Here is a 17,382-nt window from a genome sequence, read left to right as displayed (position 1 = left end):
CCTGCCTCCCTTCGCCGGCATGACCCGGATCAGGTTCGACGGTCGGAGCGGCATCGGCTCCCTCTCAGCCCGTGCCCGGGCTCCCGTGGGGACCTCCGCACCGTAGGCGGGCTACGACGACGTCGTCAAGCGGGCCCGGCGCCCGCGGGTCGAGCCGAGAAGGACGCCGGCGATGACCACCGCGCCGGATGCGAGCTCGAACGGGTCGAGGCGTTCGCTCAGGAGAAGAGCGCTCGCGCTCATCCCCACCACCGGGACGAGCAGTGAGAACGGCGCGACGGTGCTCGACGGATAGCGCGTCATCAGCAGCGTCCACAGTCCCGAGCCCACGACGGTCCCGATGACGACCGTGTAGAGGAGACCCAGCACGGCGGGCACCGCCTCGGGGGTGAAGGCGGTCACGAGCGACTCTCCGACGGCGCCCGGCCCCTCGAAGAGCAGCGAGACCACCAGCATCGGGATCGGGGGGACCACCGACATCCACAGCGTGAGGTGGAGCGGGTTGGAGGGGTGCGCCTGGCGGTTCGCGAGATTGCCGAACGCCCAGCCGAGCGCGGCCAGCAGCGTGAGCACCACGGGGAGCAGGGCTGCCGTCTGCGACCGGTGCCACGCCACGCCGGCGAGCCCGGCGATCGCGATCACGATGCCGAGAATCTGCCGGCCGCTGAGCCGTTCGCGCAGCAGGACGCCGGCGAGCACCACCGTGAAGGGCGCGGAGGCCTGGAGCACCAACGAGGCGAGTCCGGCGGGCATGCCCGCACGCATGCCTACGTACAGGAAGAAGAACTGTGCGATCCCGAAGCCTGCGCCGTACCCGATCAACCAGCGCAGCCTGACGTCCGGGCGCGGGACGAGAAGCACGGTCGGGACGGCGAGCAGCCCGAAGCGCAGCGCGACGCAGAACATCGGCGGGAAGTGCTCGAGCGAGGCGTGGATGGCGATGAAGTTCAGTCCCCAGGTGATCGCCACCAGTACGGCGAGGAGACGGTCGCGGGTGGTCACGAGAGCCAGCGTGCGCTTGCGCCTGGGTGAAGCACAATCGAATACTCCTACGACTACGATGTAGCGTTGCTTCAATGAAGGATGCTGGCATCGACGTCGACAAGCTCGCGATCGTGCGGGAGCTCGCCGAGCGGGGGAGCATCACGGCGGTCGCTGCGGCGACGTACCGGACGCCGTCGGCGGTCTCGCAGACGATCAAGGCCCTCGAGCGTGACCTCGGGACCGTCCTCGTCGAGCGTGAGGGCCGTGGGGTCAGGCTCACCGAGGCCGGCCGGCTGCTCGCCGAGGGCGCCGTCGAGATCGCCCAGGTCGTCGCGCGCACCCGGGCCCGCCTCGAGGAGTTCCGCGGCGAGGTGGCGGGCGAGGTCGCCGTGACAGCCTTCCCGAGCGGCGCCGAGATGCTGCTGGCTCCGCTCGCGCCGCGGCTCGCGACGCGTGCGCCCGGCGTGACCGTACGGCTGAGCGACCTCGACCTCGCGGAGTACGAGCTCCGAGCGGCCACCGCCGACCACGACGTGGTCGTCGGGCACTCGGTGGTCGCGGTGCCGGACCCTGCGGCGACGGGCCTGCACGTCACGCCGCTCCTTCGTGAGCCGCTGGACGTGGCCGTGCCCCAGGATCACCGCCTCGCCGGCCGCGACCGGGTGCGACCCGAGGACCTCGTCGGAGAGCGCTGGATCGGCGTCCCTGTCGGCCATCCCTTCGACCTGCTGCTCCCCATGCTCGCCGTCGACGGACAGTCCCCTCGTGTCGAGCAACGGTTCCTCGACAACCACGTCACGGCCGCGTTCGTCGCGGCCGGGCAGGGTGTGGCGCTGTTGCCGCGGCTGTGGCGAAGAGCAGCGGAGGCACGCGGCGTCACGCTGCTCCCGCTCGACGGCGTGCGGGCGGGGCGCCACGTGTTCGCGCTCGCAAGGCCCGACCGTGCCGAACGCGCGGCTGTCCGATGCGTCCTCGACGCCCTCCTGGAGATCGCCGACGAGGCGAGATGAGGGTGTCGCCCTCGCTCGCTGCACCGGCCCACTCTTTGCACTCTCCAGGCCCGAGTGCTAGAAAGGAGAGCGTTAGCACTCGGATCATCTGAGTGCCAACGTTCCAAACGGGCCAGGACGATGAGGTCCGAAGGTCGCGGCGAGAAGGGTTTGCCGTGGACGCGGGTCGTCCGTCGCGGGCATCCCCTGGGCCATCCACCTCTACGCGGAGGAATCGCGGGAGATATGCCGAAGACCATTGCATTCAACGAGGAAGCCCGTCGCGGCCTCGAGCGCGGGATGAACATCCTCGCCGACGCCGTGAAGGTGACCCTCGGTCCCAAGGGCCGCAACGTCGTCCTCGAGAAGAAGTGGGGCGCTCCCACCATCACCAACGATGGTGTCAGCATCGCCAAGGAGATCGAGCTCGAGGATCCCTACGAGAAGATCGGCGCCGAGCTCGTCAAGGAGGTCGCCAAGAAGACCGACGACGTCGCCGGCGACGGCACCACCACCGCCACCGTGCTCGCCCAGGCGCTCGTGCGCGAGGGCCTGCGCAACGTCGCGGCCGGCGCCAACCCGATCGCGCTCAAGCGTGGCATCGAGAAGGCCGTCGAGGCCGTCAGCGCCCAGCTGCTCGGGATGGCCAAGGACGTCGAGACCAAGGAGCAGATCGCGTCCACGGCCGCGATCTCCGCTGCTGATCCGTCGGTCGGCGAGATCATCGCCGAGGCGATGGACAAGGTCGGCAAGGAAGGCGTCATCACCGTCGAGGAGAGCAACACCTTCGGGCTCGAGCTCGAGCTCACCGAGGGCATGCGCTTCGACAAGGGCTACATCTCGCAGTACTTCTACACCGATCCCGAGCGCATGGAGGCGGTGCTCGAGGATCCCTACATCCTGATCGCCAACTCCAAGATCAGCGCCGTCAAGGACCTCGTGCCGGTCCTCGAGAAGGTCATCCAGTCGGGCAAGCCGCTGCTGATCATCGCCGAGGACATCGAGGGCGAGGCGCTGGCCACCCTGATCGTCAACAAGGTCAAGGGCACGTTCAAGTCCGTCGCCGTCAAGGCTCCGGGCTTCGGCGACCGCCGCAAGGCCATGCTGACCGACATCGCCATCCTCACCGGTGGCGAGGTCATCAGCGAGGAGCTCGGTCTCAAGCTCGAGAACGCCGACATCTCGCTGCTCGGTACGGCCCGCAAGGTCGTCGTGACCAAGGACGAGACGACCATCGTCGACGGCGGTGGCTCGGAGGACCAGATCACCGGCCGGGTCAACCAGATCCGCGCCGAGATCGAGAACTCCGACTCCGACTACGACCGCGAGAAGCTGCAGGAGCGGCTGGCGAAGCTCGCCGGCGGCGTTGCGGTCATCAAGGTCGGCGCGGCCACGGAGGTCGAGCTCAAGGAGCGCAAGCACCGCATCGAGGACGCCGTTCGCAACGCGAAGGCTGCCGTCGAGGAGGGCATCGTCGCCGGTGGCGGCGTCGCGCTCGTCCAGGCGACCGCCGCGGCGTTCGAGAAGCTCGATCTCGTCGGTGACGAGGCGACCGGTGCGCAGATCGTGCGCTCCGCCTCGACCGCCCCGCTGAAGCAGATCGCGATCAACGCCGGCCTCGAGGGCGGCGTCGTGGCGGAGAAGGTCCAGGGCCTTCCCGCGGGTCACGGCCTCAACGCGGCGACCGGCGAGTACGTCGACCTCATCGCCGAGGGCATCCTCGACCCGGCCAAGGTGACCCGCTCGGCGCTGCAGAACGCAGCCTCGATCGCGGCGCTCTTCCTCACCACCGAGGCCGTCGTCGCCGACAAGCCCGAGAAGAACCCCCCGGCCATGCCGGGTGGCGACATGGGCGACATGGGCGGCATGGGCTTCTGAGCCACCCCGCCTGAGCTCACGCTCGACGCACCACGCGGCGCCCCGTCGGTCTCCGGACCGGCGGGGCGTCGTCGTACGGTGGGCCGGTGTACGTGCCGCGCTTCAACTCCCTCGACGACGCAGCGGCGATCGACGGCCTCATCGCCGCCGTCGGTGCCGGCGACCTCGTCACGGTGGGCGCGGACGGCATGCCGTACGCGACCCGGCTGCCGCTGGTGTGGCTGCGCGAGGAGGGTCGCGTGATCGCGCACGTGGCCCTCGCCAACCCGCACTGGCGCACGATCGGCGACGGATCGCCGGCCCTGGTCGTGGTGAGCGGACCGCAGGCGTACGTCTCGCCGTCGTGGTACGCGACCAAGGCCCAGCACGGCAGGGTCGTCCCGACGTGGAACTACAGCCGCGTCGAGCTGCGCGGCACGGTGCGCGTCCGTCGTGAGACCGAGTGGATCCGCGACGCCGTCACCCGTCTCACCGACCTCCACGAGCGGTCGCGGCCCGATCCCTGGGCGGTGACCGATGCGCCCGCGCCGTTCGTGGACGGCCAGCTGCGCGGCATCGTCGGCGTCGAGGTGGCCGTGACCTCGGTCGAGGGCAAGGCCAAGCTCAGCCAGAACCGCTCGGCAGAGGATCGCGACGGTGTGGTGCACGGCCTGCGCCGCGAAGGCGACGCCGAGGCGCACGCTGTCGCGGGCACGATGGATCAGTCCTCGTCGACGTCGTCCCACGAGACCGCGTCGACGAGGTAGACCTGCTCACCCGCGCGCGGGTCGCGTGCGTGCAGCGTGAGGAACACCGGGGAGAACGGCCCTCCGAGGTCGACAACCGTCGCTCCGGCGCCCAGAACCCCGCGGATCCGGTCTGGTGGGCACGTGCGGTCGTTCCTGGTGACGACACCCGGGGTCGTCCACACCGGCACGCCGTTCATGGTGCCGGAGAGCTGGAGGTGGAAGTGGCCGCACAGGACCGCTCGGACGTCCGTCCCGGCCACAGCGTCGGCGAGCAGGTTCCGGTCGCGGAGACCGTCGTTGCGCATGAACGGCGCCCAGTCGACGTGCAGAGGCGGATGGTGGAGCGCGACGACAGACCCGTACGGCGCGGGGGTCGCGAGCTGGCCACGGAGCCACGCGACCTGACCGCCGTCCAGCTCACCGTGCACCGATCCCGGCACGAGGCTGTCGAGCGTGATCACCCGCAGGCCCCCGACGTCGCTGACCGCGGCGCGCTTGCCCGCCGACCCACCCGCGAGCCTGCCGACGTCGCGTCCGCCGTCGTCGAGGTGCCCGGACCCGAGCGCCCGCGTGAACGCGGCCCGGTCGTCGTGGTTGCCCGTCGTGTAGACGTGCGGTACGCCGCGCTCGGCGGCGTACGCGCCCACCATCTCGCGGACGGCGACACATCCCTCATACGACCCGTCGTCGGCGATGTCGCCGGTGACGAGCACGAGGTCGAGGTCGGGGACGTGACGCGCGTCGTGGAGGATCCGCTCGAGCGCGCTGACGGCGTCGACGCCGTCCTCGTCGGGGCCGGTCCGGCTGACGTGGGTGTCGGAGAGGTGGAGGATCCGGTGCGCCACGGTCACCGCCTGAGATAGCGCGTGGCGGCCGCTGCAAGGGCCGTGGCGTACCGGCGCTGGCCTGCCGCGGAGCGCATCGCCCGGGCGTCGCGAGGGTTGCGCATGTTGCCGAGCTCCACCATCGCGGTCGGGATGCGGCTGAGGTTGAGCGTGCCGAGGTCGGCCCGCTTGACCAGCCCGCGCCCGCCCCCGGTGTAGGTCGAGCGCCGGAACCCCACCCTCTGCAGCTCTGCGCGGGTGATGCGCCCCAGCCGCAGCGACCGCGCCACCGCGCCCCGCTTCTTGGTGACGATCACGTGGAAGCCGCGCCCCGACCGCGCCGCCCCGTCGCCGTGGATGCTGATCTTGAGGTCGGCCGCGCGTTCGCGGCCGCGAACGCCCGCGTTGCCGAGCCGTCCCCGGACGTCGACGCAGGGCCCCCAGAGCTTCCGGCTGTTGCGGCTGCGGGTCATCACCACCGTCGCGCCGGCTGCGCGCAGCTCCGCGCGCAGCCGTTTGGCCACCCGCCAGGCGAACGTCGCCTCCGCGAAGCCGCTCGCGGTGGCCGTCCCCGTGGTGTTGCACGCCTTGCGCAGACCGCCGGCGTCGACAGGGCGGTTGATGCGGCGGGGGAAGCGGCTGTTGCCGAGCTGGTGCCCGGGATCGATGACGATCGTGCGACCGGCCAGCGGGCCGGCGTCGTCGGCGCTGGAACGCACTCCGGCCGCGGGACCGTCGTGGGCGGTGGACCTGGCTGGGGCACCCGTGGTCGCGGCGGCGGCGGTGCCGGACGCGGCGAGCGCGACGGCGGCGAGCAGGCAGGTGAGACGACGCATCGCACGAGGCTAACGTGCGGACGCGTAGGCTGTCCCCATGCTTTGGCTGCTGATCATCGTCGGGGTCGTCGTGCTCGCGTACGTGTACCGGGTCCAGCTCCTGTCCAAGGTGCTCGGACAGGACCAGACGCGTGTCCGTCGGATGCTCGAGCGTCGCAAGGGCGACCGCCGCTAGTCCGCGAGCCTCCGGGCTCGCCGCCCAGCCGCTCCTCGATCCCGGTCAGCGGCACAGCCGCAGCGCCATGAGCACGTACGCGCGGGCGCACCGCATCACCTCGTCCACCGGGACGCTCTCGTCGACGGAGTGGGCGTGGGCGATGTCCCCGGGGCCGTACTGCACCGTGGGGACCCCCGCCGCGCTGTAGAGGCGCAGGTCGGACCCGTACGGGGCTCCCGCCGCCGCTGGACGGGGCGATCCGGAAGCCTCGGCGGCGTCCTGCACGACCTCCAGGAGCGGGTGGAGATCAGGAAGTCGCCCTGGGGCGAACGTGCCGCCGGGGAACGACACCGTCGCCGGGTTGTCCCGGAGCCAGAGGTCGCCGTTCGACGCTCCCGCGACCGCGGAACGCAGGGCGGACTGGGCGGCGGCGACGGACTCGCCGGGGCGTACGCCGTAGCGGCCCTCGACGATGCACAGATCGGGGACCGTGCTCGCCCAGTCGCCGGCCTGCACCGTCCCGATCGAGATCGGGAACGGGACCGGCAGATGCGCGAAGCGCTCCCCGACGTCAGTGTTGCGCTGATCCTCCAGCGTCCTCAGCACGGCGCGGACGGTGTCGAGCGCATCCAGGGCGCTGATGCCGCTCGTGCGCATCGATCCGTGCGCAGCGCGTCCACGGACCACCATCCGGAACGTCAGGGCCCCGGCGTTGTCGGTGACGACCGTCCCCGCGGTCGGCTCGGCGATCACGCAGGCGTCGGCGGTGTGGCCGCGGCGGAGAGTGGCGTAGGCGCCGAGACCGCCGTCCTCCTCCCCGACGACGGTGTGGATCGCGAGCGGACGGCGGAGGCTCACCCCGCTGGCACGGATCGCGTGCACCGCCCCCAGGATCGCGGCGACACCGCCGAGCATGTCGCACGCGCCCCGTCCGTACCAACGCCCTCCCTGTTCACGCAGGGTGAACGGGTCGTTGTCGGACCAGAGGCCTGAGTCGCCGGGCGGCACCACGTCGATGTGGCCCGACAGCGCCAGCGCGGGCACGCCGGCGTCCTCGCCGGGGACGACCCCGACGGTGCCCCAGGCCTCGGCGCGTTCGACCTCCATGCCGGGGAAGTCCGGCTCCTGGCGGAGAGTCGGCAGGTCGATCTCCCAGTGGTCGACGTCGGCGCCCAGGTCACCGAGCCGATCGGCGCACCAGTGGCTGGCGGCGACCTCGCCGAGCGATCCGTCGAGCGGTGCGAGTGCGACGAGGGACGTGAGGTCGGCGGCGATCTGCTCTTCGTCGAGGTGGTCGAGGACGTCGCGGGGGTCCAGAGCGGTCACGACCTCAGTGTGCGTCATGACCCGCCCCGACCGCGGCGGGATGGCAGGATCGCGGGCATGGTCGGACCGCGCAGGGTGCACGCCCACGTACGGGGCGTGGTCCTCGCCGCCGGCGAGGGGCGTCGGATGGGGATGCCGAAGGCGCTCGTCCGCACGGCGGACGGGCGGACGTGGTTGGGTCGGACGCTCGACGCGCTGGCCGACGGCGGGTGCGACGACCTCGTCGCGGTCATCGGGGCCCGAGCGGCGCACGTCCAGGGAGAGCTCCGTACGGCCGGCGAGATCTCGCCCGGGCGTCGCCGCGGAGGCGGTCCAGAGGTGCTCGTGGCCACGGACTGGCGTGAGGGGATGGGTGCGTCGCTCCGAGCGGTGCTCGAGCAAGGACCTGGTGACGGGTCCGTCGACGCTGTCCTCGTGATGCTCGTCGACCTTCCCGACGTCGGCCCCGACGTCGTACGCCGCGTCCTCGACCACGTCGACGGGGCGGAGGCCCGGGGTGCCGTCCTCGCCCGCGCGACGTACGACGGGCGACCGGGGCACCCCGTGCTGATCGGGCGCGACCACTGGGGCCCGATGGCGGCGACGCTCTCCGGCGACGAGGGCGGCCGCCACTACCTGGCCGAGCACGGCGCGACCCTGATCGAGTGCGGTGATCTCGCGACCGGGCGGGACCAGGACACGCCCACCCGTACGCCCGGACCGGAATAGGGTGATGGCGTGAAGCAGCCTCGAAGCAGCGACGAGCTCGGGCGCGACCTCGGTGAGGTCGGCTACCTCGCCGACGAAGGGCTCGCGACCATCGCATACCTCGCCCTGGCCATGCAGCGGCCGCTCCTCCTCGAGGGCGAGCCAGGGACGGGCAAGACCGCGCTCGCCGAGGCGCTCGCCCGCGCGTACGGCCTCCCGCTGATCCGGCTGCAGTGCTACGAGGGGATCGACGCCACCCAGGCGCTCTACGACTGGGACTTCCCCCGGCAGATCCTCCACCTGCGCACGGTGGAGGCCACGGCCGACCGGTCGCAGGTCGATGCGGAGTCCGTCGAGCAGTCACTGTTCGACGAGCGCTTCCTCCTCGCGCGGCCGATCCTGCGGGCGCTGCGGGAGGCGCCCGCCGTCCTGCTGGTCGACGAGATCGACCGTGCCGACGACGAGTTCGAGGCGTTCCTCCTCGAGGTGCTGTCGACGAACCAGGTGACGATCCCCGAGCTCGGGACCGTGCGGGCGACCGTTCCGCCGATCGTCGTGCTGACGTCCAACCGGACCCGCGAGCTCCACGACGCCCTCAAGCGCCGCTGCCTCTACCACTGGATCGAGCACCCAGCCCTGGCCCGCGAGATCGAGATCGTCCGTACCCGGATGCCCGAGGTCTCCCAGCGCCTCGCCGAGCAGGTCGCCGGCGTGGTCTCCGACCTCCGCTCCCGAGGTGACCTGCTCAAGCCGCCGGGCGTGGCCGAGACGCTCGACTGGACGGCAGCCCTGGTGCGGCTCGAGTGCGACGACCTGGACCTCGAGACCGCAGCCGCGACGATCGGCGCGGTGTGCAAGTACCGCGAGGACATCGACCGCGTCCGCGACGCGCTCTCGTCGATGCTGGCCTGAGCCGTGTCCGACGTCGCGATCTTCGCCGGCTTCGCGAAGGCGCTGCGGGCGGCCGGGGCCGGTGTGACCGCGGACCGGACCCGCACGTTCCTGGAGGCGGTGAGCCTCGTCGGTCCCGACCGGCGCCGTGACGTCTACTGGGCCGGCCGCGCGACGCTCTGCGCCGAGCCAGACGACCTGGCGACGTACGACGCCGTCTTCGCGAGCTGGTTCTCAGCCGAGGAGCCGAGAGCGCGGACGCGCAGCCGGCAGGACCGACAGGTCGTCGTGCAGGCGGGTCTCGACGAGGCGCCGAGGGGGTCGGCGGAGGCGGGCGACGACCAGCAGGTCGCCATGCTCGCGAGCGTGACCGAGACGCTGCGCCACCGTGATGTCGCCTCGCTGTCGGTCGGCGAGCGCGCGGTCGTGGCGCGGATGTTCGCGGGGCTCGACGTGACGGTGCCGAGGCGCCGCAGCCCTCGCCGTACGCCTCGCCGGCACGGAGACCTCGATCCGACCCGGACGCTGCGAGACCAGCTCCGCAGGGCGGGAGAGCCCGGCCCGCTGCGCTTCCGCGCGCCCCGCCGCAGACCCCGCCGCGTGGTGATCCTCGTCGACGTCTCCGGCTCGATGAGCGCCTATGCCGACAGCCTCCTTCGGCTGGCGCACCGGCTGGCCGCCGCGTCGCCGAGGCAGGTCGAGGTCTTCACGCTCGGCACTCGGCTGACCCGCGTGACTGCTGCGATGCGGCTGCGCGACCCCGAGGACGCGCTCGCCGCCGCCGGGGCGACCGTGCCGGACTGGTCGGGCGGGACTCGGCTCGGTGAGGTGCTGCGTGCCTTCATCGACCGGTGGGGGCAGAGAGGCATGGCGCGGGGGGCGGTCGTCGTGATCGCGTCGGACGGGTGGGAGCGGGGTGATCCGGTGCTGCTCGGTGACCAGGTCGCGCGCCTGCAACGGCTCGCGCACCGCGTGCTCTGGGCCAACCCGCACCGTGGCCGCGCCGGCTATGCGCCGGTGCAGGGCGGGATCGCCGCGGTCCACCCGCACCTGGACGCGCTGGTGGCCGGTCACTCGGTCGCGGCGTTCCAGGCGCTCCTCGACGAGGTGGGACGCTGAGGTCGTGCACCGCGTAGCGTGGATCACATGCGTGACGTGCTCGATGAGCTGATGGAGACGTGGAAGGCGGGAGAGACCGCCGGGGTGGCCACCGTGGTGCAGACCTTCCGGTCCGCGCCTCGTCCGGCCGGTGCGTCGATGGTCGTGGCGCCCGACGCCAGCGCGTACGGCTCGGTGTCGGGTGGCTGCGTCGAGGGCGCGGTCTACGGGCTCGCGCAGGAGGTCGTGGTCGCGGGGGAGGCGGTGCTGCACCGCTACGGCGTCAGCGACGACGACGCGTTCGCGGTCGGTCTCACCTGCGGCGGCATCCTCGACGTCTTCGTGGAGCCGGTGTCGAAGACGACGTTCCCCGAGCTCGGCGACGTCGCGGCCGACATCGAGGCGGGCACCCCTGTCGCGGTGGCGACCGTGATCGCCCATCCCGACACCACGTGGGTGGGGCGCCGCCTGGTCGTCCGACCTGAGGGGACGACGGGTGGTCTGGGGTCCGACCGGGCCGACGCCGCGGTCGCCGACGACGTCCGCGGGCTGCTCGCCGCGGGTCGGACGGCGACCTTGACGTACGGCCCTCACGGTGAACGCCGCGGAGAGGGGATGCGCGTCTTCGTGGCCTCGTACGCTCCGAAGCCGCGGATGCTCGTCTTCGGCGCGATCGACTTCGCGGCGGCCGTCGCGCGGCAGGGGGCCTTCCTCGGCTATCAGGTGACGGTGTGTGACGCCCGGCCGGTGTTCGCCACCGCGGCACGCTTCCCCGACGCTCACGAGGTCGTCGTGTCCTGGCCCCACAAGTACCTCGCGAAACAGGTCGAGGCCCGTCTCGTCGACGAGCGCACCGTCATCTGCCTGCTCACCCACGACCCGAAGTTCGACGTGCCGCTGCTCGAGCTGGCCCTGCGTCTCGAGCCGCCGCACCGCCCGGCCTTCGTGGGAGCGATGGGGTCGCGGCGGACTCACGAGGACCGGCTCGCGAGGCTGCGCGAGGTGGGCGTGGGGGAGAGCGAGATCGCGCGGCTCTCCAGCCCCATCGGGCTCGACCTCGGCGCTCGTACGCCGGAGGAGACGGCCGTCTCGATCGCGGCCGAGATCATCGCCCTCCAGTGGGGCGGGCACGGCGACCGGCTGAGCGAGCGCGACGGGCGCATCCACCACGAGGCGGACTGACCTCCCCGTTTGAGGTGCTCGCACCTCGTCCGTACGGATCACACCTCGTATTCGCGGTGCGGTCGCGACCTCTGGGGTGCGAGCACCTCAAACGCGGGAGGTCCCGTGGCCGGGTGCGAGAGGCGAGTCCACGACATCGCATTGTGATCCACGTCACTCCGGTGTAGGAAAGGCTTCAACCAGCACGGGTGAGCCTGCCGCCGACCGAGTGGAGTCCAGTCCATGGCAAAGAAGCCGATCACCGTCACCGTCGACGGAGTGTCCTGCACCGACGACGTCGAACCCCGAACCCTCCTCGTCCAGTACCTTCGCGACCAGCTCGGCAAGACCGGGACGCTCGTCGGCTGCGACACCACCAACTGCGGCGCGTGCACCGTCCACCTCGATGGTCGCAGCGTGAAGTCGTGCACGATGTTCGCCGTCCAGGCCGACGGCCACGCGGTGACGACGATCGAGGGGATCGCCTCGGACGACGGGGCGCTCCATCCGATGCAGCAGGCCTTCCACGACTCGCACGCGCTGCAGTGCGGGTTCTGCACCCCCGGCATGATCATGCAGTCCCTCGACATCGTCACCGAGCACCCCGACCCGGACGAGGCGACGGTGCGGGAGAACCTCGAGGGCAACCTCTGCCGCTGCACGGGCTACCAGAACATCGTCAAGGCGGTGCAGGCCGGCGCGCGGCAGATGGCCGGTGGCACGCCGGACGCGACCGAGGCGGGTGCGGCATGACCGTCACGGAGATCGGCAGCCCTCGCAAGCGCAAGGAAGACCAGCGCCTCATCACCGGGCGCTCGCGCTACACCGACAACATGGTGCTGCCGGGCATGCTGCACCTCGCCGCCGTACGCAGCCCGTTCGCGCACGCGCGCATCACCGGGGTCGACACGTCCGCGGCCGTCACCGCGCCCGGCGTCGTCACCGTGCTCACCGGCGCCGACGTGGCCGAGGCCCAGGGCAGCCTGCCCAACGCGTGGCCCATCACGCCCGACCAGGTTGCGCCGCCGCACCCCGCCATCGCCGTGGACCGGGTGACCTTCGCCGGCGAGATCGTCGCGGTCGTCGTCGCGCGGTCGCGGCACGAGGCCCAGGACGCCGCCGACCTGGTCGACGTCGACTACGACGAGCTGCCGGTGGTCCTCGACCTGGAAGAGGCCGAGAAGGACGACGTCCTGGCGCACCCCGACCTCGGCACCAACCGGTCGGCCTTCTGGGTCTTCGACTCCGCCGAGGCCGGGACGGGCGGCGACGTGGAGGACGCGCTCGCCGCCGCCGGCGCCGACGACCAGATCCTCCTCGAGCGGACCTACTACCAGCAGCGTCTGATCCCGGCGTTCATGGAGCCGCGCTCCACCGTCGTCGACCCGACCGCGGACCAGATCACGATGTGGTCGTCGACGCAGGTGCCGCACATCCTCCGTCTCATGCTCGCCCTCACGCTGGGCATCCCCGAGTCCAAGGTTCGGGTGATCGCGCCGGACGTGGGCGGCGGGTTCGGCGGCAAGCTGCAGGTGACTCCTGAGGAGGTCATCACCATGCTGGCCGCACGGCGGACCGGCAAGCCGTGCAAGTTCACCGAGACCCGCTCGGAGTCCCTCATGGCCGCCCACCACGGACGTGGGCAGGTGCAGCGGCTGGCGCTGTCCGCTCGCCGTGACGGCACGGTCACAGGGCTCAAGGTCCAGCTCCTCGCCGACATGGGGTCCTACCTCGGTCTCGTCACCTCAGGTGTCCCGATCCTGGGCGCGTTCATGTTCCCGGCGATCTACAAGTTCCCGTCGTACCGGTTCGAGTGCACCAACCTCTTCACCAACAAGGCGTGGACCGACGCCTACCGCGGCGCGGGGAGACCGGAGGCGACCTTCGCGATCGAGCGTCTGATGGACGACCTGGCCGCCGAGCTCGACATGGACCCGATCGAGCTGCGCCGCAAGAACTGGATCGCCCACGAGGAGTTCCCGTTCACGACCGTCTGCGGGCTGGAGTACGACACCGGCAACTACGAGGCGGCGACCGCGCGGGCGCTCGAGCTCTTCGGGTACGACGAGCTGCGAGCCGAGCAGAGGCGTCGCCGCGACGACGGTGACCCGGTCCAGCTCGGGATCGGTGTCTCGACGTTCACGGAGATGTGCGGCCTCGCTCCGTCGCGGGTCCTCGGGTCGTTGGACTACGGCGCGGGCGGCTGGGAGTACGCGCAGGTCCGGATGCTGCCGACCGGCAACGTGGAGGTCGTGACCGGGGTCAGCGCGCACGGCCAGGGCCACGAGACGGCGTGGAGCCAGATCGTCGCCGACCGCCTCGGCGTGCCGTTCGACGACGTCCAGGTGCTCCACGGCGACACGGCGATCGCCCAGCGCGGGCTCGACACGTACGGCTCCCGCTCGCTCGCCGTCGGGGGCATGGCCGTGGTCGCCGCCGCCGACAAGGTGATCGCGAAGGCCAGGGTCATCGCGGCCCACATGCTCGAGGCCGCCGATGATGACCTCGAGTTCACCGACGGGAGATTCACGGTGCGGGGCACGGACCAGGGGGTCGCCCTCGGTGACGTCGCGCTCGCGACGTTCGCGGCCCACGACCTGCCCGACGGGGTGGAGCCCAGCCTGGACTCCGACGCGACCTTCGACCCGGAGAACTTCTCGTTCCCGCACGGCACCCACCTGGCCGCGATGGAGGTCGACACCGAGACCGGGCAGGTCACACTCCGCTCGTACGTCTGCGTCGACGACGTCGGCACCGTGATCAACCCGTTGATCGTCGAGGGGCAGATCCACGGTGGGCTCGTCCAGGGCATCGCCCAGGCGCTCTTCGAGGAAGCCGTCCACGACGAGTCCGGGACGCTCGTGACGGGATCCTTCGTGGACTACCTGGTCCCGAGCGCGGCCGACGTGCCGTCGTTCATCACCGATCGCACCGAGACCGCGTCGACGACGAACGTCCTGGGGGTCAAGGGCGTCGGTGAGGCGGGGACCATCGCCTCGACGCCGGCGATCGTCAACGGGGTCATCGACGCCGTGCGACATCTCGGAGTCGATGACATCCTCATGCCATGCTCGCCCGGCCGTGTCTGGGCGGCGCTGCAGGGCGCGGACAAGGGCCGGGGGGCCGAAGCCGCCGTACCGACGGTGAACAGCCCCGAGGTCGCCGACCGCGACATCGCGTCGACCGGCGCGGTCCAGACGGGTACGGACCAGGGGGAGCAGCAGTGATTCCGACAGCTTTCGAGTACGAGTCGCCGACTACCGTCGAGGATGCGCTGAGGCTCCTTGCCGAGGGAGGTGAGGACGTCAAGGTCCTCGCCGGGGGCCAGAGCCTCATCCCGGTCCTCAAGCTCCGCCTCGCCGGGCCCGAGCTCATCGTCGACCTCGGCCGCATCGAAGGGCTGCGCGGCGTCCGCGAGGACGGGGACGCGCTGGTCATCGGGGCGACCACACCGCACCACGAGGTGGCGACGAGCGCCCTGGTGCGTGAGCACGCGGCGCTGCTGGTCGAGGCCGCGGGCACGGTCGCCGACCCGCAGGTGCGTCATCGTGGCACCTTCGGTGGCGCCCTGGTGCACGCCGACCCCGCGGGCGACCTGCCCGCGCCGGCGCTCGCGCTCGGGGCATCGTTCGAGATCGCCGGGCCCGCCGGCGTCCGTACGGTCGCCGCGGAGGACTTCTTCGTCGACCTGTTCACCACCGCGGTCGGTGAGGACGAGATCCTCACCGCCGTGCGGGTGCCGAAGCGGACCGGCTGGACCGCGGCCTACGAGAAGTTCGTCCGGGTGGCCCAGCAGTGGTCGATCGTGGCCGTCGCCGCGACCGTCCGTGTCGAGGACGGCGTCATCGCCGATGCCCGCCTCGGGCTCACCAACATGGGTTCGACACCGATCCGCCCCGCGGCCGTGGAGCAGAACCTGGTCGGGCTCGCCCCCGTGGGCGAGGCGGTCGAGGGCGCCGTCGCCGACGTTGCCGCAGGCACGACACCACCCGACGACCTCAACGGGACGGCGGACTACCGTCGCCACCTCGCGCGCGTCCTGGCCCGTCGGGCCGTGGTGCGGGCAGCTGGTGCCTGATGGAGCTCACCCACACCTTCTCCGTCCCGGCGCCGATCGAGACCACCTGGGCGGCGTTCAACGACCCCGAGTCGATCGCTCCGTGCATGCCGGGCGCCGTCGTCACGGTGGTCGACGACAACGACTTCACGGGCACGATCAAGATCAAGCTGGGGCCGATCTCGCTGGTCTATGCCGGTTCGGGGACGTACATCGAGCGCGACGAGGCCGGCCGCCGGGTCGTGATCGACGCGAAGGGCAAGGACAAGCGCGGTCAGGGTACGGCGGGGGCGAAGGTGACGGCCCGGCTCGTGCCGGAGGGCGGGGGGACGCGGGTCGAGGTGCGCACCGACCTCGCGATCACCGGCAAACCGGCGCAGTTCGGTCGCGGCGTCATCCAGGACGTGAGCGACAAGCTGTTGTCGCAGTTCGTCGGGTGCATCAGTGACAGCCTCTCGGCGGGCTCGACCCCTTCTGCGGAGCGCGGGTCGGGGCTGGAGGGCGTGGAGACCGCCCAGACGCCGGCCGAGGTCGAGGAGGCGGACGTGGTCGAGGGTGGACGGCATGCCGCGTCCGTGCGCGAGCCCGCCGCGACTCCGTCGTCAGACGTCTCGTCCGGTGGTGCCTCGTCCGGGACGGCGAGCAGCCCTCACGGAGATCCTCTCGAGTCGGCGGCCGAGCTCGACCTGGGGTCGACCGTGGTCCCCGTGCTCGCCCGTCGCTACGGGCCGGCGGTGGCCGTCGGCACGGTCGCCCTGGCGCTCGCCTGGTGGCTGGTGCGCCGCAGGCGCTGACTCGGCGCTCAGCCGGTCGACTGGTCGAGCGCTCGCAGCGCCCCGACCGGTGCGACCTCGAGGCCGGACTCGGTGCACACCCAACGAGGGTCCTCGCCGAGCTCCGGCTCGACCCCGAGGCTGTGCTCGGGGCCTGGCCCGCAGGCGCGGCAGCGGGGCCACCGGCTGCCCGCGTCGAAGAGGGCGTCCTGGACGTCCTGCGCGATGAGGCCGGCGAGGAACGCTGCACCGTCCGGCCACTGGGCGACCCACCAGCCACGCTGGCTGAGCGCCTCCTCCAGGACGGAGACCGCCGAGGCGTCGGCCATGCGGTAGGCGGCGAGGTCGTGCAGCACGCGGGCCCGCGCCTCGAGGAGGAACTCCGTCACGGCGTCCAGGTTAAGCGGCCGGGCAAACCCTAGACCGCGACCGGACGACCGAGCGACCTCAGCTCGCGCGTGATGTTGGACCTCGCGCACGTCTCCCAGAGGGCACGGGCGGGTCGGGTCGCGAAGAAGTGGGGCCGCGCCTGGTAGCGCGCGAGAACCCGGGAGCGGAGCCGCCGGTACTCCGAGTCGGGGACGTGCAGGTTCTCGGCGCGGATCGCGCGGGCGTACCGGTCGTAGCGCTCGGGATCGGACCCGAGGACGCTCAGGTCGGCGTCGCACAGGACGGCTGCCTCGAGGTCTCCCGGCGGTGCGACGTGGTCACGGGTGGCCATCACGATCTCGGCCACGCGGTCCCCGGTGCCCGGGTCGAGCCAGCGCTGGGCGAGCGCGGCGGACCGCTCGACGTTGTCGGCGCGATGCACGTCGTAGATCGCGTCGTGGAACCACGCGGCGGTGCGGACGGTCTCCACGTCGAACGTCAGGCCCAGCGCTGCAAGCAGGTCCACGGCGCGGACCACCTCTGCCAGGTGATCGGCCCCGTGGTGTTCGCGGTGAGGCTCCGACCAGCGCTTCGCCAGCTCGAGCCGGATGCTGGGGTGCACCT

At 71.8% G+C, this 17,382-nt stretch carries 18 protein-coding genes and 1 riboswitch; of the genes, 12 read left to right on the top strand and 6 right to left on the bottom strand.

The window, feature by feature from the left end; translation table 11 throughout:
- Window positions 1-4: 4 nt before the first annotated feature.
- Window positions 5-89: riboswitch (TPP riboswitch) on the bottom strand.
- Between the two features lie 22 nt (window positions 90-111).
- Complete coding sequence (locus KV097_RS13990) at window positions 112-1,002, bottom strand: EamA family transporter (RefSeq protein WP_220366217.1); 891 nt, start codon at window positions 1,000-1,002, stop codon at window positions 112-114.
- Between the two features lie 74 nt (window positions 1,003-1,076).
- Here KV097_RS13990 and KV097_RS13985 point away from each other — a divergent pair, with 74 nt between their 5' ends.
- From KV097_RS13985 to KV097_RS13975, 3 genes are all read left to right on the top strand, one after another.
- On the top strand, window positions 1,077-1,994 hold the full coding sequence (locus KV097_RS13985; protein ID WP_220343489.1) for a LysR family transcriptional regulator: 918 nt from the start codon (window positions 1,077-1,079) through the stop codon (window positions 1,992-1,994).
- 225 nt (window positions 1,995-2,219) lie between these two features.
- A complete protein-coding gene (gene groL, locus KV097_RS13980) occupies window positions 2,220-3,851 on the top strand; it encodes a chaperonin GroEL (protein ID WP_220343490.1) in 1,632 nt (543 codons plus the stop codon).
- An 86-nt stretch (window positions 3,852-3,937) separates the two neighbouring features.
- Window positions 3,938-4,597 (top strand): FMN-binding negative transcriptional regulator, encoded by a 660-nt coding sequence (locus KV097_RS13975; protein ID WP_220343491.1) that lies wholly within the window; start codon window positions 3,938-3,940, stop codon window positions 4,595-4,597.
- Here the strand turns inward: KV097_RS13975 and KV097_RS13970 are convergent.
- Together KV097_RS13970 and KV097_RS13965 are read right to left on the bottom strand one after the other, a co-directional pair.
- Entirely contained in the window at window positions 4,552-5,424 is an 873-nt protein-coding gene (locus tag KV097_RS13970; RefSeq protein WP_308289435.1) for a metallophosphoesterase, read from the bottom strand. The genes KV097_RS13975 and KV097_RS13970 overlap by 46 nt on opposite strands.
- A gap of 2 nt (window positions 5,425-5,426) precedes the next feature.
- Window positions 5,427-6,239 (bottom strand): N-acetylmuramoyl-L-alanine amidase, encoded by an 813-nt coding sequence (locus tag KV097_RS13965; RefSeq protein ID WP_220366215.1) that lies wholly within the window; start codon window positions 6,237-6,239, stop codon window positions 5,427-5,429.
- A gap of 37 nt (window positions 6,240-6,276) precedes the next feature.
- Between KV097_RS13965 and KV097_RS13960 the strand changes: the two genes are divergently transcribed.
- A complete protein-coding gene (locus tag KV097_RS13960) occupies window positions 6,277-6,414 on the top strand; it encodes a hypothetical protein (protein WP_220343494.1) in 138 nt (45 codons plus the stop codon).
- 45 nt (window positions 6,415-6,459) lie between these two features.
- Here the strand turns inward: KV097_RS13960 and KV097_RS13955 are convergent, their stop codons facing one another.
- The gene (locus tag KV097_RS13955) at window positions 6,460-7,722 is read right to left on the bottom strand and encodes an ArgE/DapE family deacylase (RefSeq protein ID WP_301022388.1); all 1,263 of its coding nucleotides are present in this window, start codon (window positions 7,720-7,722) and stop codon (window positions 6,460-6,462) included.
- Between the two features lie 57 nt (window positions 7,723-7,779).
- Here KV097_RS13955 and KV097_RS13950 point away from each other — a divergent pair, with 57 nt between their 5' ends.
- From KV097_RS13950 to KV097_RS13915, 8 genes are all read left to right on the top strand, one after another.
- A complete protein-coding gene (locus KV097_RS13950; RefSeq protein WP_220366214.1) occupies window positions 7,780-8,430 on the top strand; it encodes an NTP transferase domain-containing protein in 651 nt (216 codons plus the stop codon).
- Window positions 8,431-8,439: 9 nt separating this feature from the next.
- Entirely contained in the window at window positions 8,440-9,321 is an 882-nt protein-coding gene (locus tag KV097_RS13945; RefSeq protein WP_301022390.1) for a MoxR family ATPase, read from the top strand.
- 3 nt (window positions 9,322-9,324) lie between these two features.
- On the top strand, window positions 9,325-10,419 hold the full coding sequence (locus KV097_RS13940) for a VWA domain-containing protein (RefSeq protein ID WP_220366213.1): 1,095 nt from the start codon (window positions 9,325-9,327) through the stop codon (window positions 10,417-10,419).
- Window positions 10,420-10,446: 27 nt separating this feature from the next.
- Window positions 10,447-11,580, top strand: coding sequence for an XdhC/CoxI family protein (locus KV097_RS13935; protein ID WP_220366212.1), 1,134 nt, complete (start codon window positions 10,447-10,449; stop codon window positions 11,578-11,580).
- Window positions 11,581-11,802: 222 nt separating this feature from the next.
- Window positions 11,803-12,312, top strand: coding sequence for a (2Fe-2S)-binding protein (locus KV097_RS13930; RefSeq protein WP_220366211.1), 510 nt, complete (start codon window positions 11,803-11,805; stop codon window positions 12,310-12,312).
- Window positions 12,309-14,786, top strand: a complete 2,478-nt coding sequence (locus KV097_RS13925) for a xanthine dehydrogenase family protein molybdopterin-binding subunit (protein ID WP_220366210.1) — start codon at window positions 12,309-12,311, stop codon at window positions 14,784-14,786. The genes KV097_RS13930 and KV097_RS13925 overlap by 4 nt, the downstream gene beginning before the upstream one ends.
- Window positions 14,783-15,637, top strand: a complete 855-nt coding sequence (locus tag KV097_RS13920) for a xanthine dehydrogenase family protein subunit M (RefSeq protein ID WP_220343501.1) — start codon at window positions 14,783-14,785, stop codon at window positions 15,635-15,637. Before KV097_RS13925 ends, KV097_RS13920 begins: the two co-directional genes overlap by 4 nt.
- Entirely contained in the window at window positions 15,637-16,410 is a 774-nt protein-coding gene (locus tag KV097_RS13915) for an SRPBCC family protein (protein ID WP_220366209.1), read from the top strand. Before KV097_RS13920 ends, KV097_RS13915 begins: the two co-directional genes overlap by 1 nt.
- An 8-nt stretch (window positions 16,411-16,418) precedes the next feature.
- Here the strand turns inward: KV097_RS13915 and KV097_RS13910 are convergent, their stop codons facing one another.
- Together KV097_RS13910 and KV097_RS13905 are read right to left on the bottom strand one after the other, a co-directional pair.
- Window positions 16,419-16,778 carry a hypothetical protein gene (locus tag KV097_RS13910; RefSeq protein ID WP_220366208.1) on the bottom strand — a complete coding sequence of 120 codons (360 nt, stop codon included), beginning with the start codon at window positions 16,776-16,778 and terminating at the stop codon, window positions 16,419-16,421.
- A gap of 29 nt (window positions 16,779-16,807) precedes the next feature.
- Window positions 16,808-17,380, bottom strand: a complete 573-nt coding sequence (locus KV097_RS13905; RefSeq protein WP_220343504.1) for a metal-dependent phosphohydrolase — start codon at window positions 17,378-17,380, stop codon at window positions 16,808-16,810.
- Window positions 17,381-17,382: the final 2 nt, after the last annotated feature.

It is taken from the genome of Mumia sp. zg.B17, from assembly GCF_019550915.1.
Lineage (GTDB): Bacteria > Actinomycetota > Actinomycetes > Propionibacteriales > Nocardioidaceae > Mumia.
This window is presented reverse-complemented; position numbering and strand designations above follow the sequence as displayed.

What these genes read in the sequence shown, in the direction of transcription:
- KV097_RS13985 (WP_220343489.1), top strand. Translation starts at nt 1,077, where the DNA reads ATGAAGGATGCTGGCATCGACGTCGACAAGCTCGCGATCGTGCGGGAG.
- groL (WP_220343490.1), top strand. Translation starts at nt 2,220, where the DNA reads ATGCCGAAGACCATTGCATTCAACGAGGAAGCCCGTCGCGGCCTCGAG.
- KV097_RS13965 (WP_220366215.1), bottom strand. Translation starts at nt 6,239, where the DNA reads ATGCGTCGTCTCACCTGCCTGCTCGCCGCCGTCGCGCTCGCCGCGTCC.
- KV097_RS13960 (WP_220343494.1), top strand. Translation starts at nt 6,277, where the DNA reads ATGCTTTGGCTGCTGATCATCGTCGGGGTCGTCGTGCTCGCGTACGTG.
- KV097_RS13950 (WP_220366214.1), top strand. Translation starts at nt 7,780, where the DNA reads ATGGTCGGACCGCGCAGGGTGCACGCCCACGTACGGGGCGTGGTCCTC.
- KV097_RS13935 (WP_220366212.1), top strand. Translation starts at nt 10,447, where the DNA reads ATGCGTGACGTGCTCGATGAGCTGATGGAGACGTGGAAGGCGGGAGAG.
- KV097_RS13930 (WP_220366211.1), top strand. Translation starts at nt 11,803, where the DNA reads ATGGCAAAGAAGCCGATCACCGTCACCGTCGACGGAGTGTCCTGCACC.
- KV097_RS13925 (WP_220366210.1), top strand. Translation starts at nt 12,309, where the DNA reads ATGACCGTCACGGAGATCGGCAGCCCTCGCAAGCGCAAGGAAGACCAG.
- KV097_RS13915 (WP_220366209.1), top strand. Translation starts at nt 15,637, where the DNA reads ATGGAGCTCACCCACACCTTCTCCGTCCCGGCGCCGATCGAGACCACC.